This is a genomic window from Acidobacteriota bacterium (assembly GCA_022562055.1).
In the GTDB taxonomy this organism is placed as follows: domain Bacteria; phylum Actinomycetota; class Acidimicrobiia; order Spongiisociales; family UBA5794; genus BMS3BBIN02.
Genome location: JADFQA010000015.1, coordinates 30,576 through 47,689, shown reverse-complemented (window position 1 = coordinate 47,689; position 17,114 = coordinate 30,576). Strand labels below are relative to the sequence as shown.

Here is a 17,114-nt window from a genome sequence, read left to right as displayed (position 1 = left end):
TCGTGATACGAAATGTTGTGCCTGATTCCAAGGTGTGCCGAACATCGAAGCCGGCACTTACGCAAGGCCCAACCAGGTTTTTATGAATTCGGGATCGATGGACGAAACCGTCGACCAGTCGGCGGGAATGATGCCGACGCGATCGATGAGCACGACCCGCATCCCCGCAGCGTGGGCGGCCTTTGCGCCGTGGACCGAATCCTCGACCGCGAGGCATGAACGCGGGTCAACGCCGAGGCCGGAGGCCGCGCCCACATACAGGTCAGGGGCGGGTTTCCCGAATGCAACCTCGTCACCCGCGATCACGTAATCGAAGTGTCTGGCAAGATCGAATTTTGCCAACTTCATGTCGAGCTCGCGACGGTTCGACGACGATGCGACTGCCAGAGGGACACCTTCGGCAGCGAGTGCTCGCACGGTCGCAACCGCATCAGCAAAAGGCTCGAGGCGGTCCGCCAGCGCCGGAAGGAGATACGCGTCCACCGCTGACGCTACTTCGGAATATGGCGGAAGGTTGGTGGAACGAGCAAAATAGTCGTAAGTATCGGTCGAACTTGTGCCGGCAACGGCTCTCACGTCGTCGGTCGTCATAGTTGCGCCATGCGTACTCAACACATGTGCCCAGGCCTCCTCGGCCAACGGCTCTGAGTCGACGAGCACCCCGTCACAGTCGAAGATGACGCCGGTAAGCACTATCCGTTGGCCCGGTTCCTGACCATCTCGGATACCATGCGGGGGTCGGCCTTGCCACCGGTGCGTCTCATGATTTGGCCGACAAAGAAGCCGATCATCTTCGAGTCACCGTGCAACAGCTTCGCAAACGCATCTGCGTTGTCGGCGATCACGCTGTCGAGTTCGGTTTCGAGGAAGCCCGTGTCCGAAATCTGGATGAGATCCCTTGCCTCGGCGATCGCTCGAGGTGTCCCCTCACCGGAAAGCACCCCGATGAGTACTTCTTTTGCGGCCGTCGACGAGAGGTCGCCAGCGGACACCATGGCTGCCAGCTCCACCAAGTGGGCGCTCGACAGAGAGGTCCCGCCCAACGACTTCTCCTCACGGCGAAGGTACGCAACCACTTCCTGGGTTAACCAAATCCCCGTTTGCTTGCCATCAGCACCCTCATTTACCGCACGATCAAAGAGAGTCCTGAGACTTGGGTCGTCGGCAAGCAACTCTGCGGTATGCAGATCGGTGCCGAGCTCAACAAGGCGCATACGTGTCTCGGCGGGAAGTTCTGGCTGGCCGGCCTTCACCCTTGCCTGCCACTGTTCGTCGATCTCGAGCGGCAGCATGTCGGGCTCTTGGAAGTACCGATAGTCCTCGGACTCCTCCTTGATGCGCATACTGATCGTGACGCCCTTGTCCTCGTTCCAATGACGTGTCTCTTGAATGATCGACCCGCCGTCCTCGAGAACCTTGATCTGCCGATCAATCTCGAACTCGATCGCCCGCTGGAGCGACCGCAGAGAGTTCACGTTCTTCGTCTCTGTTCTTGTGCCGAGCTCGGCGTCTGGTCCGCGCCGCACCGAGACGTTGGCATCAAACCGCATCGAACCCTCCTCAAGGCGTGCGTCTGAGACACCGAGGGTGCGAACGATTCTCTGAATCTCAGCACCGTACGCCCTGGCCTGTTCGGCGGTACGAATGTCGGGCTCGGTCACAATCTCGACGAGCGGGACGCCGGATCGGTTGAAGTCAAGCAACGAATGGCTGGCCTCGTGGATGCGGCCGCCCTCACCAACGTGGCGGCTCTTCCCGGTGTCCTCCTCCATGTGGACCCGCGTGATACCGACGGTGAACGGCTCTCCATCCACCTGAATCTCGAGTTTGCCGAACTCGCACACCGGAAACGTGTACTGGCTGATCTGATAGTTCTTCGGCAGGTCAGGGTAAAAGTAGTTCTTGCGGTAGAACAGTGAATCCTTGTTGATCGTGGAATCGAGCGCGGTCCCGATCTTGACGATGCCCTCGATCGCCTCCTTGTTGGGCACAGGAATCGCGCCCGGCAAGGCCAGACACACCGGACAAGTATTCGTGTTCGGCGCATCGCCGAACGAGACAGCGCACCCGCAGAACATCTTTGACTTTGTCTGCAACTCGACGTGAGTCTCAATGCCGATAACGGCTTCCCAGGCGACCACTACACGGCCTCCTTTGATACTGCGAGCGCCGGGCGATCAGAGAATTCGGCGAGTCTCTCGACCTCGGCAGCCACCCGAAACAGCATCGACTCGGCGAGTGCCGGAGCCATCACCTGGAACCCGACCGGCAGACCTTGGCTGTCGAGGCTGATCGGAATCGAGATCGACGGGTCGCCCGCAAGGTTCGACGGAATCGTGCAGACATCGGAGTAGTACATCGCCATTGGATCGTCGGACTTTGCGCCTACCGCAAACGCCGTCGATGGTGTGGTCGGCGAGATCAAAACGTCCGTCTGCTCATACGCCTTGGCAAAATCTCGTCTGACCAAGGTCCGGACACGTTGTGCCTGGCCGTAAAACGCGTCGTAATACCCGGCAGAAAGTGCGTAAGTGCCGAGCAAGATGCGTCGGATGACCTCGGGACCGAACCCGGCAGCTCGTGTCTTGCCCATCATCTCTTCGGTCGTGGCGCCATCGACGCGATTCCCGTACCGCACGCCGTCAAAACGGGCAAGGTTTGCAGAACACTCAGCTGGCGCAATGATGTAGTAGGCCGACAACGCATACTCGCTCGACGGGAGTCCAACTTCGACAACTTCGGCGCCAGCGTCGGAAAGCTTGTCCGCCATTGCCAGGGTGGCGTCGCGAATCTCGACGTCGATTTCATCGACCATCAGTTCCTTGACGATGCCGATTCGCAACCCCTTGACCCCAAGGTTCAGGCCGTCGTCGAGTTTGGGATACTCGCCTCTGTATGAAGTTGCGTCACGAATGTCTTGGCCCGCCACCGCACCAAGGAGCAACGTCGCATCCTCGACCGACCGCGCAAACGGCCCAATCTGGTCCAGTGACGAGGCGAACGCTATCAACCCGTAACGGGACACGAGGCCATAGGTGGGTTTCATCCCGATGACACCGCAGAACGCGGCAGGTTGACGGATTGAACCTCCGGTGTCTGAACCAAACGCACCGAACGCGGCGCCGGCCGCGACGCTTGCAGCCGACCCGCCCGATGACCCCCCGGGTACACGGTCGGTGTTCCACGGATTTCGTGTGGTCCCAAACGCCGAGTTTTCGGTCGAGGAGCCCATGGCGAACTCGTCGAGGTTGGTTTTCCCGACGAATACGGTGCCGCAGCTACGCAACTTCGCGACTGCGGTTCCGTCGTACGGTGGCACCCACCCCTCAAGCATCTTCGATGAGGCGGTTGTCGCGAGACCCTTGGTGCACATGTTGTCTTTAAGCGCGATGGGGATACCCTGGAGGGGTCCTGCATCTTCCCCGGCTTTGAACGCGGCGTCAGCCGCGTGCGCGCCGGCACGGGCGCTGATCCGATCAACCTGAAGGAACGCGTGGAGGTGGGGCTCCGTATACGCGAGCCGGGTCACAGTCGCTTCCCAAAGGTCAACCGCGCTGATGTCACCGGAGCGAAGCTGACGCCCCGCCTCGGTTATCGAAAGATCTGCAAGATCCGTCACGGTTCACCCATAATTCGGGGAACCCGGAAGTAGCCATCTTCGGCTTCGGGTGCCATGGCCAAGGCTTCTTCATTTGTGAGAGAGGGGATGACCACATCTGGCCGGAAGGCGTTCGTTGCGGGCAGCGGGTGAGACGTCGGCTCCACACCCTCGGTCGGCAAAGCCTGGACACGTTTGGCGTGTTCAAGAATGACACCTAGCTGCTCGCCATACTGCGCCAATTCTGCATCTGACAGGTCGATTCGGGCAAGATGAGCGACCTTTGCAATATCTATTTCAACTGGCATGGGCGAAATGCTAGCTGGTCCGCTTCGAGTCGAACCACATCTGTAGGCACCCGATCAACGCGGCTGCGCCGGCTCGTCGGATGTATTGGGCAGAGTCATAAACGTGCCAAGCATCACGGCACAGAGGCGTTCGACTCCATCGCGCACCACAAAGACTTTCGCTTCGCTGACCGTGAGGGTCCGACCGGGACGTAGCACCTGCCCCCGGGCTATCAGCGTGTCACCGTCTGCTGGAGCAACGATGTTCAGCTTGTACTCGACCGTCAGGATCGAGTCCGATGCTGCGAGCAGCGTGAACGTAGAGTAACCACCGGCGTTGTCGGCAACAGCCCCGATGACGCCGCCGTGAAAGTACCCATGCTGCTGGGAGAGCACCGTCTCGAACGGAACTTGGATCTCGACTCGTCCCGGGTCCACCGCGCTCAACGTTGCATTGAGCGAAGCCATGAACCCTTGACGCCCGAAACTATCACGCACCCTCGTGACGTAATCCTCATTACGGATCGTGAAATCAACCACAGAAGTTCTCCCTCGTTTACAGTCAGACGGTAGCTAACCTCAACGAGACCCGTGATCAGCCAGCGGGTCGATACCGTAAGGTTCAATGGCGCCTTAGGGCATGTTGGGGTCGGTTAAGCTCGCTGTCATGGCTATTGACACGTCGACATTCCTTTTGCCGATGCCGCGACACGGCGACCTACCGAAGCGGCTCGGGCGTCTCTTCCTCGGTCTTACGCTGTTCGGCGTCGGTGTGGGAATGATGGTGAGAGCGGAACTGGGTCTGCCACCGTGGGGTGCGTTTCATCAAGGAGTGTCGGACCGCACCGGCCTGTCATTCGGGACGGTTGTCATTCTCACGGGCCTGGCAGTCCTGATTGCGTGGATTCCACTGAAGCAGCGGCTGGGCCTCGGCACGGTCGCCAACGCCATGTGGGTCGGCGTCGTCGTCGATATGTTTCTGAACGCCGTCCCGAACGTGGAAGCTCTACCGGGTCGCGTGGGGCTCATGGTCGGCGGGGTCGTGACCGTCGCCATCGGCTCCGGGTTCTACATCGGGGCGGGTCTCGGACCGGGCCCCAGGGATGGGATCATGACAGGCCTTGCCAGCAAGGGGCTTTCGATTCGCATGGCCAGAACCATCGTCGAAGCGACCGCTCTGTCGGTCGGTGTGCTGCTCGGTGGTCAGGCGGGTATCGGTACGGTCGTGTTCCTGGTCGGCATCGGCCCTCTTGTGCAGATCTTCCTGCGGCTGCTGTCTTTCGAAAGGACCGACTACTCGACCGCGCCGGTCAAGAAATCAACCATCACGGAATAACCGGTCGATAACGCCGCGACCTCAACGGACTCGGTTGCCTGGTGACACTGCGCCACCTCACCCGGTCCGAAGTTCACAGCGTCGATGCCTCGGCCGGTGAGACGGGCGACGTCGGTCCAACCCTGTTTGGCGGACAGCTGGCCGCCGGAAATCGCGGCGAGACGATCGAGGTGTGGGTTGCCGTCAGGAATCAGTCCGGCGCTTGCGCTGTCGCGGATGATCACCTCGTCAGCGTCTGCCGCCACTGCCCGCAGCCGTTCGATCGCTTGATCGATTGAGTAGATCGGAGGGAACCGGTGGTTTAGGTTGATCACCACTTCTGACGGAATGACGTTGTTCGCAATACCGCCGCTGATCTTGGTGACCGAAAACACTTCGCTGTAAGTCAGACCCGAGATCTCGACCGGTTCGGGCTCCGTTGTGTGGAGCTTCGCCAACCACTCGCCGGCCTTCGTAATGGCGTTTTCGCCACGCCATGGTCGTGCGGAATGCGCGGCGACACCCCTAAATATCACATCCGCGTTGAGCACGCCGTTACAACCAAGCTCGATTCGCAGGTCGGTCGGCTCCAAGACGATCGAAAGCACAGCATCCGCCAGCCAAGCCACCGAATCAAGAACCGCACCGAGTCCGTTCTCGACAGACGGGCCTTCCTCCTTGTCATAGAACACGCCGACAACGTCGTACTGGCCTGCGAGCACCTGTGCGTTTTCAAGGAGTTCGATCTGAACCGCGACACCCGACTTCATGTCCGACGTGCCAAGCCCGAACAGCCGACCTCCATCGAGACGGGCCGTGGAGTTGCCCTGGACGGGCACCGTGTCGATGTGGCTGTACAGCACGATGAGCGGCCGACCAGATCGCCGACCAATGGTGACGGCGTTGCCTATTCGGAGTATTTCGTCCTCCGAATATGTGGCTCGCAACCGGTCGATGATTTCGGTGCAGATCCTTTCCTCGTTGCCCGTGACCGATGGGATGTTGACCAGCCAGGTCAGCGTGTCGAGAAGGCTCACACCGAAACACCAAACACGCGCAGCGCGTCATTGAGCGAGGTCTTACGGTCGGTCGACTCCGACCGTTTCCCGATGATCAATGCGCACTGGAGGTTGAATGTGCCCGCCGGAAACTTCTTCGGGCGGGTGCCGGGAACGACGACCGAGTTTGGAGGGACGAATCCGCGCGATTCCACGGGTTCTGGGCCAGTGACGTCGATGATCGGGGTCGACATCGTGATCGTGGTGTTCGCACCGAGAACGGTGCCGGCACCAATCCGCACGCCCTCAACGACAATGGAACGGCTGCCGATGAAGGCACCGTCCTCGATAATCACTGGAGATGCGCCGGGAGGCTCGAGCACACCGCCTATACCAACACCACCAGAGAGGTGGACGTTTTGTCCGATCTGGGCGCATGAGCCGACGGTCGCCCAGGTGTCGACCATCGTGCCAGACCCCACGTAGGCGCCGATGTTCACGTAGCCGGGCATCACAACAACTCCGGGTTCGCAGAACGCGCCGTAGCGGATGACACCCGGCGGGACCACACGAACGCCGAAATCCGCAAGACCCGTTTTGGGTGGGATCTTGTCGCGAAACTCAAGCATCCCGACCTTCCAGGTCTCCAATTTGGCGATGCGGAAGTACAACGAAATTGCCTGCTTCACCCACTGGTTGACAACCCAGTCGTCATCGACCTTCTCCGCGACCCGGATCTCCCCCCGATCAAGCATCCCAATAGTTCGTTCGATGGCGGACGTGGCGTCGTCCAGGAGTTCGTGATCGGCGTATGCGGCTTCCACCGCTTCTTGGTCGCTCATGACGTCAGGCATTCTCGGACCACCTCCACAGCCTCGTGGCATTCTTCAAGCGTCGGCACCAACGCCAACCGAATGTATCCCTCTCCCCCGGGACCAAAGAAGCGACCTGCCGAAACAACGACACCCGCATTGACCAACTTGTCCATCATGGCAACGTCATCTCCAACTTTGATCCACAGATATAGACCGGCCTGGGACGCGACAACTTCGTACCCAAGAGGCTCGAACCCCTTGCGGAGAATCGCACGTTTCGCTGCGAATACGTCGCGACGTTCCTTGGGGTGTGCATCGTCGCCCCATGCGGCAATGGCCATACGCTGGATGTGCTCTGGCGCGGCGGTTCCCGTCGTTGAACGAAGATTCTTCAGTACCGCAATCGCCTCGGCGTCTCCGACGATCGCACCGGAGCGGTACCCGGTCATCCCCGATCGTTTCGACAGCGAGAGATACACAAGCGCACCGCTGCACCCTGGACCTGCGACTTCGAGCACCGACGTCGGGCCCGATGGGAAGTGTTCTTCCTCATACACGTCCACGTAACACTCGTCCGAAAGCAACAGCGCGTCGTTTTCGCGGCATCGCTCGAGAAGCGCCAACAGGTCTTCGGCCGATGTCACTGCCCCGCTTGGGTTGTGCGGCGTGCATGTCCAGACCAGGCGGGCCTTGTCCCACACAGCGCCTGGGATGTCGTCGTGGCGGAGAACGAAATCACCCGAAAGCTCGACCGCATGTGTCTGGGCACCGGCAAACTTGGCGCCGCGCTCGTAGATTGGATACGCCGGAGAGCCGTACACCACGATGTCACCTGCAGATGCGTCACAAAACGCAAACGGCGTTGTGAAGACCGCCTCTTTCGACCCCGAAGTCGGCACGACCTGGGTGGCGGGGTCGATCTCGACATCAAACCTGCCTGCGACGTAGCGAGCAACCGCCTCACGAAACTCTGGCAGCCCGGCCGCCGCCGGATACTGACTCACCTCTGGGATTGCATCGTGCAGGGCGTCCGTGATGAACGACGGCGTCGGTTCGCGAGGGTCGCCGATCGAAAAATCGATGACTCTCTTGCCAGCGAGTTCCATTTCCCGAGCGATCTCTTTTACGACCGCGATCTTGTACTCGCCCAAGTCTGCAAGGACAGGGTTGATTCGCATGGCCCAAACGGTAGTCGACCCGAATGAGCATCGGTGTCACGAGCCGTAGACTGAGAGTATGAGTCCTACACGGTTTCGGATCACGCTGACCTTGCTCGGCTTTGCGCTGATGGGCGTCGTGATTGCAATGGTGGCGCTTGCCCCGACCGGCCGCCCTGCGGTGGTGCCGGACGCCATCGAGGATTTCAGCCCGAATCATGGCGACACAATGCAACGCCAAGTACACATCAGCGTCGACATGAAGAATGGCTACGAAATCACCCTGATCGTCGACGGGGTAGAGATCCCGGCATCACAGCTCGAGTTCACCGAAGCTACGAGTATCACGATCTGGCGCCCGACAGATGACGACGGCGCAATCTCATGGCCCGTCGGTATCCACTCGATCTCGGTCAGATACGACCGCATCGTCGGAACCGCCGACACCGGCGAGTTCGCATGGACCTTCACGGTCCAATAGACCGTTCTGGCGTCCAATCGTGCAGGTGGTTTCAAGCTGTGGGCGCGACGAGTTGGTTGTATCGCTCAGCTGGTGTGTCCCAGTTAAGCGTTTTACGTGGCCGGTTGTTGAGTAACCGGGCATAGCTGTCAAGGTCGTCTTGGGTCGGCACTGACAGGTCGGTGCCTTTAGGGAGGAACTGTCTCACGAGACCGTTGAAGTTCTCGTTGCTGCCACGCTGCCACGGTGACCGGGGATCACAAAAGAACACGGGAACCCCAGTCTTGATCGTGAACGTGGCGTGGTCAGCAAGCTCAGTGCCTTGATCCCACGTCAAAGTTTTCATTAACTCACCCGGCAGTTTCACAACATGCTCGCTGAGACGTTGAGCAACATGTGCTGCGTGTTTGGAATCAAGTTTGATCAGCATCCCCACCCGGGTAGTGCGCTCCACCAACGTTGCGACCACTGATTTGTTGTCTTTGCCAACAATGAGGTCACCCTCCCAATGCCCCGGCACTGCGCGGTCTTCAACCTCAGGTGGCCGATCCGCAATCATCACCATGCCCGCGAACCTGTCCCTCGACACCACCTCACGTGAGTGCGCTTTCCGCCTCACCCGCCCAGAACGCAGACAAGTCAATAGTTCTTTACGTAACCCGCCCCTGGCTTGCACATAGATAGCTTGATAAATCGTTTCGTGCGACACCCACCATGATGAATCATCAGGGTGATCCTTGACAAGCCGGTGAGAGATCTGCTGCGGTGACCACTTATCGTGTCTGAGTAACCCAACCACCACATCCCACAGCCACGGGCGGGTCTCTACCCATGTGACCCGGGACCGTCCCGCGTTGACATGGGCGCGGTTATGAGCCCGGTAAGCGTGATAATTGTCACGCCCACCATTCGCCTCAATTTCACGCCATATTGTTGAACGGTGCCTCCCCAATGTTTGGGCAATCACAGGTGCAGACTCACCGCGTTCAATACCGCAACGAATCTCCTCACGCTCACCCTCAGACAAAGCACTGACACGAAGTTTTGTTTCACGCATAATCATCCGACCATAATCGTGAACAAAACGGTTAACACTACGCGGAGACACCCCCGCAACCCGCGCCGCGTCAACAATCGACGCCCCCCTAGCTAACTCAAACAACGCAACCCGCGTCACTACCCACCCCAACCTCGGTCGAGACATAAACACACTCCAAAAAGTCACCCCGTCGCGCACACCACTAGAGACCACCGCAGGATCCTGCACGATTGGACGCCAGAACGGTCTTTGCAAGGGCAATTCTGTTTGACAGGTAGAATCACCGCTTGGGCGGTACCGCCGGTGCACGACCTGCCGCGCCAACATGGAGCCGCGATCCAAACGCCGCCCGCCAACAACGGAGGTTTCCACAGTGGAACCAACAGAACTTGAACTTTTCCTTCGCATACTGCTCTCTGCAGTTCTCGGCGCCGCCATCGGTGCCGAAAGGGAGTCACAGCAGAAGCCTGCCGGACTGCGAACCCACACACTCGTCGCCGCCGGGGCAACACTTTTTACAGTCGCCGGCATGTTCGGTGTGCAGGGCTCAGTCGGCGATCCGACCCGGATAGCCGCGCAGGTGGTCACCGGGATCGGCTTCATCGGAGCCGGTGGGATGATCAAAACCGGGTTCACCACAACCGGCATCACGACAGCCGCAACGTTGTGGTTTTCTGCAGCGCTTGGGGTGTCTGTCGCGTTTGGTCTGTATTTCCTTGCCATCGGCGCGCTTGCCGTTGCACTTGTGATGATGCTCGGTTTTGCGCCCATCCGGCATCTGATGTGGCGAAACACCACGCAGGAGCTGGAGATCAAATACAAACCTGGTCATGGCACGCTGACGCCGCTGTTCGAGACCCTCAACGCGATCGGCGCACAAGTTCACCGAATTTCGATGACCGAGGATGACGGCACCCGGCTGCTGCGATGCGAAATAGTCGGCATCGGCCAGGAATCAATGGACGAGATCGTGCTGTCGCTACGCACCCGCGAAGAGGTCCTACGTGTCCGTCCGCCATGGGACGCGGTCGGCTAAGCCGCTTCTTGCTAGAGCACCGGCCTGTCACGACAAAACCACTAATCGAGTATGCCCTCGGGCCCACCGACGGCGGTGCAAAGAGTGATCAACGCAAACATGGCGACCAAACTCACGCGCATCGCGACGCCCACCAGCCACCGCGGAACAGGATCGCCATCATCTATCTGGCGCCGCATCACCAACATTGACAGGGTGTACACGGTTGGGCGTGCAAAGAGTTCGAGTGGAATCGAAAAGAACAACAATGGGTTTACCGTCACCAACATAAATGCGGCACTCTTGAAGCCGGCTCCGACAAGACCCCCAGTCAACAAGGCAAACGAGGGCCGCGCCGGTGGCACCGCAACAAGATTGCCCAAGGAATCGAGAAGCGACGAAAACGCGATCGTCACAACGACCCAGGTCGAAGTCAAGGTGTTTCGAGAACTTTCTTGTCGCACCCTCAACCCGCCAACGGAGACCCAGGCGATCGGACAATGCACTGACTACGGCACCAATCTGAGGCACCAAGTCGGTGGTGACAGTGCGTGGCGAGCAATTACCACGCAAAGTTGCCAGAATCGGATCGTGGGCCGTGACCGCGACAACGCGATCGCCACAGGAGGAGAAATACCGAGCACAGGAAAACAAAACTACTGAGGATGCTTTTGAGCATCGCTCTGCTAGCGGCATCGCTCGCTGCATTCACCGGACCCGTCCAAGCGCATGACGACGAGGACGACAACAGCAACGGAAAAACCGAAGAGACCGTCGAACTGCAGTTCCTCTCGATCTCGGACTGGCATGGCCAGCTCGATCCGCTGTTCGTATTCGGTCTAGGCAATTTTGGCGGTGCGGCAGAGCTGTCGACATACTTCGCGCAGGAACGCACCAACAACCCGAACACATTGACGCTCACGGCCGGCGACGCGTTCGGAGCATCGCTGCCGCTGTCGTCGTTCTTCGACGAGGTACCCGCGGTGCAGGCCATGAACCTGATGGGATTCGATGTCGACGGACTCGGGAACCACAACTTCGACAAAGGCATCGACCATCTTCAGCAGATGATCGACATTGCTGATTTCCCCTACGTCTCGGCGAACTTGAAGAACGTCAACGACGAACTCGACGGTGTCGAACCGTACCAGATCTTCGAGATGGACGGCATCAAGGTCGCAGTCATTGGCATCACCAACCCCGAAGCACCGACTCTGGTCTTCCCAGACAGTTTCGGCACCATTGTGGTAACCGACCCCGCAAGGGCTGTTAAGAAGGCACGCAAGCAGGCTAAGAAAGAGGGCGCCACGATTTTCATCGTAATCGCTCACATGGGTGTTACGTCATTCGATGTTGACGGCAACCCCCAGGGACCGATCATCGATCTGGCCAACTCGGTGAAGAAGATCGACCTGATTCTTGGTGACCACACCGGCGTCCAGTATTCGGGAGTGATCAACGGTATTCCGGTTGTGGAAAACGAAAGCCGTGGACGGACGTATGCCCGGATCACGATGGAGGTCGAGAAGGAAGTAAAGAAGAACGGCAAGGTAAAGGCAGAAGTCGAGAACGTGACGGTGGAGTTCGTTGACCCAGTAAGCGATGCGGTAACGCCCGATCCGGCGATCGTTGCGCTCCTTGATCCTCTGCGTGCGCAACTAGATGTCTTGCTCAGCGGTGTGGTGGGAACGTCTGATGTGTTCATTCCCCGGAGCGACTCGTGTGGTCACTCAAGCGGTCGTTCGTGTGAATCTCTCGTTGGCGACGTGGTCACGGACGCGATGCTGACCACATACGGAACCGACTTTGCTATCACCAATTCTGGTGGGCTACGCGCAGATCTGACTTGTCCATCGATCGATAACCCCAGCGACTTTTGTGGATCACAGTCAGGGTCGCCATTCGATATCACCGACGGCCAGATCCTCACCGTTCTGCCGTTTGGCAACGTAGTGGTGACGGTCGACATGACGGGCGCTTTGCTGAAGGACCACCTTGAAAACGGCGTCGCCGAAATGCCGACGCCGGATGGACAGTTCGCCCAGGTCTCAGGTCTGTGTGTGACGTACGACATTTCGGCGGCAGTCGGATCGCGTGTCACCGGGGCAGTCGTGCAGGCAGCCGACGGTACCTGCACGGGAGCTGCCGTTGATCTAACGGCCGGGACGACCTATTCGGTGGCCCTCAACGACTTCATGTCGAACGGTGGTGACGGATACCCCAACACGTCCATCGACGCACAGTCGCGAGACTTCCTGGACGCAGTGATCGCGAGTTATATAGCTGGCCTCGGCACCGACTGCCCGGTGACACTCCCCTGATCTGACAGCACGAACTAGCCCCTGATCTGACAGCACGAACTAGCGAGAAGAACCTCTGCTTCGGCGGAGGTTCTTCTCGCTGGGGCTTGACACCGTGAACGAAGTGGCGTACCTTCGCGGCTTATGACGCGCTTTATGTGTATGTGTTGCTGTACAACCTCTCGGGTGGCTCACCCGAGTGCCGTAGCGACCTGCGCAAATGCACTCCTGATCTGACGCCCCCACCCGAAGAGACCTTCCCTGCGGCGTCAGATTTCTTGTTTTCCCACACCAGGATGTCTTCAATGAGCAACACCGTTAATGCGTCTCACGACCGCGACGCCAGATCAAAAAACACTGCACCGACCACCGCTTCTCGTGCGTACGTCGATGTCAACATCCCACGTTTCAACCAGGCCGTCGTAGCGGCCCTTACCGGTCTCGGCTTCCTGCTTCAGGTCTGGCCGCTCGTCGCGTTCACGTTCGCAATCGTCGGCCTCACCAGGTTTGCGGGTCCACGCTACGGGATATCCACGCAAATCTACCTGCGCCTGATACGACCCCGTCTCGCTGATCACACCGAGACCGAGTGGGCCGCACCCCCTCGATTCTCACAACTTCTCGCGGTGATCTTCCTCGGTCTCGCCACGGTATTGTTCCTCGTCGGGGCCACGGTCGCGGGATGGGCGGTCACGCTGCTCGTGTTTGTGCTTGCGACACTGGCCTCAACCGCGCGGATCTGCGTTGGGTGCATCCTGTACCGACGAGTAGTAAGGACCTGACAACGTGATCGTACGACTCTTGATCCTCGTCGCACTCATTGGCGGTGCATACCTAACCGTCGCTTTTGGAGAGCGACGTACCAGACCGATGCATGCCGGTCTCAATACCGGAATCACGATCGTGACGGGTCCACATTGTCGTCTCTGCGATCCGGCAGTCTCAACGCTGCAGAATCTCGGGGCGACCCCGAGAGTGCTCGACATTTCAGATGCTCCGGCATCGCTGGGACCTATCAGAGGACTACCCGTTGCAATCCTCACCGACCACGATGGACAGGTCATCATGCGCCGGAGCGGCCGCTCAATTATCACCGACGCTGAACAGCTGGCAGACGCAGCAGCCGCGTTGTAAGGACTCGGAGCAGCAGATATCGCGGCGGCGCGCACCACGTTCAGATGGTGGTCGCCTCTCGTGAAGACCCGGCGCTGCCAACACCTCGCTTGCAGGCCCGAGGCCATCCCTGTGAAGTTCGGATCGCTGATCTAGGTTTCGCGGTCGAAGAGGCGGGCGAACTCGCCCGAGTCAACAACGACATTCGCTTCGGGTCTAGGTCTGCGCAGGCAAGGACCAGACGGTGGAAAAACTCACCGACTGCGAGGTCGTGGTGCTGCGGATGCTGCCGGGCACGGGCACCCGTAAGGACATTGCGGCCGAGCTGCATATCTCCCTCTCCACGGTAAAAACACACATACACGGCGTCGCGCGCAAGCTCGGTACAAGCCGCCGCAAAGACATCGTGGCCAAGGCATGCAAGACCGGCATCATCCCGTAGAAGCCTGGGCGACGAGTCGGGTGGGCTGTGCCGTGCCACGGCTCGGTCACTCGATAGAGTCGAACGACCACCGATGGTATTGTGGCCGGGCCTGCGTGCCCCCCAGGCGTCAGCACCTCGGAAGCCGGAACCAGCCCTGCTCCGTATTGTTCGACGTCGAGGTGGCGACCCACGCAGGGAGGTTTCACCCATCACGGAGCGAGCGTATGGACGAGAATCAGATTCGCCTTGACATCGAAGGATCGATCGCCACAATCACTTTGGCACGGCCCGAGAAGCGGAACGCACTCAGCCTGGATCTGATGCGTCTGATGCTCAAGACTCTTGAGAATGTGCCGGTAGAGGCTGGCGTCGTTGTCCTCACCGGAGAGGGAAAGGCATTCTCTGCTGGCCACGACATGGCCGAGATGATGGACAGACCTGACGAGTACTACGCCGAATTGTTCGACACCTCCAGGAACATGATGCGAGCTGTCCGCAATCTGCGCCAACCCGTAATCGCAAAAGTGCAGGGCATCGCTACCGCGGCGGGCTGCCAGCTTGTTGCGAGCTGTGACCTGGCCGTCGCGGCCGACACGGCATGGTTTGCAACCCCGGGCGTCCAGATCGGTCTGTTCTGCCATACACCCTTGGTGCCGGTGAGCCGCGCAGTGGGGCACAAACGCGCAATGTACATGTTGTTGACCGGCGAGCCGATCAATGCTGCGACTGCTGTCGACTGGGGCCTCATCAACGAAGCGGTACCCGCTGACCAACTCGACGCTGCCGTGACTGAGATGGCGGAAAAAATCTTGCGCTATTCGAAAAACACGATTGCTCTGGGGAAGAGCACCTATCACGCCCAGACTGAGATGCCCGAGAACGCCGCCTACGACATTGCCACACCGGTGATGGCCGCCAACGCCGCCAACCCTGATGCGCAGGAGGGCATGGGAGCGTTCCTGGAGAAGCGTGAGCCGCAATGGAGCCAACAATGACGTCTGTATACAGAACTGAGTTGACACCTCTCTCGTTCCTCGAACGGTCCGAGATCGTTTTTCCGCAAAAGACGGCGATCGTCCACGGCGAGCGGACACTCAACTATGCCGAGATGGCCGAGCACGCAACGCGGCTGGCGTCGGCGCTGCTCGCCTCGGGGATCTCGGAAGGGGACAGGGTTGCATTTCTGAGTCCCAACATTCCCGAATTGTTGATCGCCCACTTTGCAGTGCCGCTCATCCACGGTGTCCTGGTCGCTATCAATACACGGCTGGCTCCAATGGAGATCCAGTACATTCTGGACCATTGTGGCGCCAAGATGTTGGTTGGAGATACGGCGTTGCTAGCGCCACTTGCACCGGTCATCGACGACCTTACAACGGTGAAGGAGATCGTCTCGATCGACGAAATCGGCACAGCTCTCGACTTCGACACCACCACGTACGACGACCTTCTTACGAGAGGCAGTACCGACCCGCTGCCGTGGACGGTTGACGATGAGGAGCGCACGATCTCAATCAACTACACGTCGGGCACAACGGGGCGGCCAAAAGGTGTGATGTACACACATCGCGGCGCATACCTCAATGCGCTTGCCGAGATCATCCATTCAAACCACTCCCCCGACTCGGTATACCTGTGGACGCTGCCAATGTTCCACTGCAACGGCTGGTGCACAACGTGGGGAGTGACAGCTATCGGGGGGACCCATGTCTGTCTTCGGCAGGCCGATCCTGCGCAGATCTGGTCGCTGATAGACAGCGAAGGAGTGACGCACTTCAACGCTGCGCCCACCGTCCTCATCGGTCTCATCAACGCGCCAGAAGCGCACCCTTTCTCCCGGTCCGTAACGATCACGACTGCCGGAGCACCACCGAGCCCGACAGTCATCGAGGCTATCGAGGGCCTCGGCGCAAAACTCGTCCACGTGTACGGCCTCACCGAAACGTACGGACCGCACACTGTGTGCGAACTTCAGCCAGGTATTTCAGAGCTGAGTGTCGCCGACCGGGCAAGTTTCTTGGCGCGCCAGGGAGTGTCGTTTATCACTGCCGACCCGACACGCGTGGTCGATGATCAGATGAACGATGTCGCCAGGGATGCGACTGAAATGGGCGAAGTTGTCATGCGCGGAAACAACGTGATGAAGGGTTACTACGACAACCCAGAAGCCACCGAGGAGGCATTCCGCGGCGGCGAGTTCCACTCTGGAGACATTGCGGTATGGCATCCGGACAACTACATCGATCTCAAGGATCGGTCGAAGGACATCGTCATTTCAGGTGGCGAGAACATCTCTACCATCGAAGTCGAGCGGGCGATCGAAACTCACCCAGCAGTGCTCGAATCTGCAGTCGTTGCGGTGCCGCACGAGAAGTGGGGGGAGCGGCCTAAGGGTTTCATTGTCCTAAAAGAGGGGCAGACCGTTACCGGTCAGGAGATTATCGACCACGTCAGAGAACGTATCGCCCACTTCAAGGCTCCCGACGAGATCGAAGTCTTGGATGAGCTGCCAAAGACGTCCACCGGCAAGATCCAGAAATACGTGCTGCGCGACAAGGAATGGGCCGGGCGGGAACGCCAGATTCATTAACTG

The 17,114-nt window shown here is 59.3% G+C and carries 19 protein-coding genes; 9 read left to right on the top strand and 10 right to left on the bottom strand.

Annotation, left to right across the window (positions count from 1 at the left end; translation table 11 throughout):
- Window positions 1-57 precede the first annotated feature (57 nt).
- From IIC71_06955 to IIC71_06935, 5 genes are read right to left on the bottom strand one after another with little or no spacing between them, the layout of a single operon-like run.
- Entirely contained in the window at window positions 58-660 is a 603-nt protein-coding gene (locus IIC71_06955) for an HAD family phosphatase (GenBank protein MCH7668925.1), read from the bottom strand.
- 32 nt (window positions 661-692) lie between these two features.
- Complete coding sequence (gatB, locus tag IIC71_06950; protein ID MCH7668924.1) at window positions 693-2,159, bottom strand: Asp-tRNA(Asn)/Glu-tRNA(Gln) amidotransferase subunit GatB; 1,467 nt, start codon at window positions 2,157-2,159, stop codon at window positions 693-695.
- A complete protein-coding gene (gene gatA, locus IIC71_06945; GenBank protein MCH7668923.1) occupies window positions 2,141-3,619 on the bottom strand; it encodes an Asp-tRNA(Asn)/Glu-tRNA(Gln) amidotransferase subunit GatA in 1,479 nt (492 codons plus the stop codon). Before gatA ends, gatB begins: the two co-directional genes overlap by 19 nt.
- Entirely contained in the window at window positions 3,616-3,906 is a 291-nt protein-coding gene (gene gatC / locus IIC71_06940; protein ID MCH7668922.1) for an Asp-tRNA(Asn)/Glu-tRNA(Gln) amidotransferase subunit GatC, read from the bottom strand. The genes gatA and gatC overlap by 4 nt, the downstream gene beginning before the upstream one ends.
- A 54-nt stretch (window positions 3,907-3,960) precedes the next feature.
- Window positions 3,961-4,353, bottom strand: coding sequence for a PaaI family thioesterase (locus IIC71_06935; protein MCH7668921.1), 393 nt, complete (start codon window positions 4,351-4,353; stop codon window positions 3,961-3,963).
- Between the two features lie 232 nt (window positions 4,354-4,585).
- Between IIC71_06935 and IIC71_06930 the strand changes: the two genes are divergently transcribed.
- Window positions 4,586-5,221 carry a hypothetical protein gene (locus tag IIC71_06930; GenBank protein ID MCH7668920.1) on the top strand — a complete coding sequence of 212 codons (636 nt, stop codon included), beginning with the start codon at window positions 4,586-4,588 and terminating at the stop codon, window positions 5,219-5,221.
- On the opposite strand, the gene dapE is transcribed toward IIC71_06930, so the two are convergent.
- The 3 genes from dapE to IIC71_06915 are packed head-to-tail and all read right to left on the bottom strand — an operon-like array spanning window position 5,179 to window position 8,191.
- Complete coding sequence (dapE, locus tag IIC71_06925) at window positions 5,179-6,237, bottom strand: succinyl-diaminopimelate desuccinylase (GenBank protein MCH7668919.1); 1,059 nt, start codon at window positions 6,235-6,237, stop codon at window positions 5,179-5,181. The genes IIC71_06930 and dapE overlap by 43 nt on opposite strands.
- A complete protein-coding gene (locus IIC71_06920; protein MCH7668918.1) occupies window positions 6,234-7,040 on the bottom strand; it encodes a 2,3,4,5-tetrahydropyridine-2,6-dicarboxylate N-succinyltransferase in 807 nt (268 codons plus the stop codon). The genes dapE and IIC71_06920 overlap by 4 nt, the downstream gene beginning before the upstream one ends.
- Window positions 7,037-8,191 (bottom strand): aminotransferase class I/II-fold pyridoxal phosphate-dependent enzyme, encoded by a 1,155-nt coding sequence (locus IIC71_06915; GenBank protein ID MCH7668917.1) that lies wholly within the window; start codon window positions 8,189-8,191, stop codon window positions 7,037-7,039. Before IIC71_06915 ends, IIC71_06920 begins: the two co-directional genes overlap by 4 nt.
- 58 nt (window positions 8,192-8,249) lie before the next feature.
- Between IIC71_06915 and IIC71_06910 the strand changes: the two genes are divergently transcribed.
- Window positions 8,250-8,651, top strand: a complete 402-nt coding sequence (locus IIC71_06910; GenBank protein ID MCH7668916.1) for a hypothetical protein — start codon at window positions 8,250-8,252, stop codon at window positions 8,649-8,651.
- 31 nt (window positions 8,652-8,682) lie between these two features.
- Here the strand turns inward: IIC71_06910 and IIC71_06905 are convergent, their stop codons facing one another.
- Complete coding sequence (locus IIC71_06905) at window positions 8,683-9,834, bottom strand: IS30 family transposase (GenBank protein MCH7668915.1); 1,152 nt, start codon at window positions 9,832-9,834, stop codon at window positions 8,683-8,685.
- Window positions 9,835-10,042: 208 nt separating this feature from the next.
- Between IIC71_06905 and IIC71_06900 the strand changes: the two genes are divergently transcribed.
- Entirely contained in the window at window positions 10,043-10,705 is a 663-nt protein-coding gene (locus IIC71_06900) for an MgtC/SapB family protein (protein ID MCH7668914.1), read from the top strand.
- A gap of 41 nt (window positions 10,706-10,746) precedes the next feature.
- On the opposite strand, the gene IIC71_06895 is transcribed toward IIC71_06900, so the two are convergent.
- Window positions 10,747-11,121: a hypothetical protein gene (locus tag IIC71_06895; protein MCH7668913.1), complete on the bottom strand. Its 375-nt coding sequence runs from the start codon at window positions 11,119-11,121 to the stop codon at window positions 10,747-10,749.
- Between the two features lie 234 nt (window positions 11,122-11,355).
- Between IIC71_06895 and IIC71_06890 the strand changes: the two genes are divergently transcribed.
- From IIC71_06890 to IIC71_06865, 6 genes are all read left to right on the top strand, one after another.
- Window positions 11,356-13,005 carry a 5'-nucleotidase C-terminal domain-containing protein gene (locus IIC71_06890; GenBank protein ID MCH7668912.1) on the top strand — a complete coding sequence of 550 codons (1,650 nt, stop codon included), beginning with the start codon at window positions 11,356-11,358 and terminating at the stop codon, window positions 13,003-13,005.
- Between the two features lie 284 nt (window positions 13,006-13,289).
- Window positions 13,290-13,766, top strand: coding sequence for a DUF4395 domain-containing protein (locus IIC71_06885; protein ID MCH7668911.1), 477 nt, complete (start codon window positions 13,290-13,292; stop codon window positions 13,764-13,766).
- Between the two features lie 4 nt (window positions 13,767-13,770).
- Window positions 13,771-14,118: a hypothetical protein gene (locus IIC71_06880; protein MCH7668910.1), complete on the top strand. Its 348-nt coding sequence runs from the start codon at window positions 13,771-13,773 to the stop codon at window positions 14,116-14,118.
- Window positions 14,119-14,341: 223 nt separating this feature from the next.
- Window positions 14,342-14,539, top strand: coding sequence for a hypothetical protein (locus IIC71_06875; GenBank protein MCH7668909.1), 198 nt, complete (start codon window positions 14,342-14,344; stop codon window positions 14,537-14,539).
- A 206-nt stretch (window positions 14,540-14,745) separates the two neighbouring features.
- On the top strand, window positions 14,746-15,516 hold the full coding sequence (locus IIC71_06870; GenBank protein MCH7668908.1) for an enoyl-CoA hydratase: 771 nt from the start codon (window positions 14,746-14,748) through the stop codon (window positions 15,514-15,516).
- A complete protein-coding gene (locus tag IIC71_06865; GenBank protein MCH7668907.1) occupies window positions 15,513-17,111 on the top strand; it encodes an AMP-binding protein in 1,599 nt (532 codons plus the stop codon). The genes IIC71_06870 and IIC71_06865 overlap by 4 nt, the downstream gene beginning before the upstream one ends.
- The last annotated feature ends 3 nt before the right edge of the window (window positions 17,112-17,114 follow it).

Excerpts from the sequence above, each read along its gene's own strand:
- IIC71_06920 (MCH7668918.1), bottom strand. The coding sequence starts at position 7,040 with ATGAGCGACCAAGAAGCGGTGGAAGCCGCATACGCCGATCACGAACTC.
- IIC71_06885 (MCH7668911.1), top strand. The coding sequence starts at position 13,290 with ATGAGCAACACCGTTAATGCGTCTCACGACCGCGACGCCAGATCAAAA.
- IIC71_06870 (MCH7668908.1), top strand. The coding sequence starts at position 14,746 with ATGGACGAGAATCAGATTCGCCTTGACATCGAAGGATCGATCGCCACA.
- gatC (MCH7668922.1), bottom strand. The coding sequence starts at position 3,906 with ATGCCAGTTGAAATAGATATTGCAAAGGTCGCTCATCTTGCCCGAATC.
- IIC71_06935 (MCH7668921.1), bottom strand. The coding sequence starts at position 4,353 with ATGGCTTCGCTCAATGCAACGTTGAGCGCGGTGGACCCGGGACGAGTC.
- IIC71_06905 (MCH7668915.1), bottom strand. The coding sequence starts at position 9,834 with ATGTCTCGACCGAGGTTGGGGTGGGTAGTGACGCGGGTTGCGTTGTTT.
- IIC71_06865 (MCH7668907.1), top strand. The coding sequence starts at position 15,513 with ATGACGTCTGTATACAGAACTGAGTTGACACCTCTCTCGTTCCTCGAA.
- IIC71_06910 (MCH7668916.1), top strand. The coding sequence starts at position 8,250 with ATGAGTCCTACACGGTTTCGGATCACGCTGACCTTGCTCGGCTTTGCG.
- IIC71_06930 (MCH7668920.1), top strand. The coding sequence starts at position 4,586 with ATGCCGCGACACGGCGACCTACCGAAGCGGCTCGGGCGTCTCTTCCTC.
- IIC71_06915 (MCH7668917.1), bottom strand. The coding sequence starts at position 8,191 with ATGCGAATCAACCCTGTCCTTGCAGACTTGGGCGAGTACAAGATCGCG.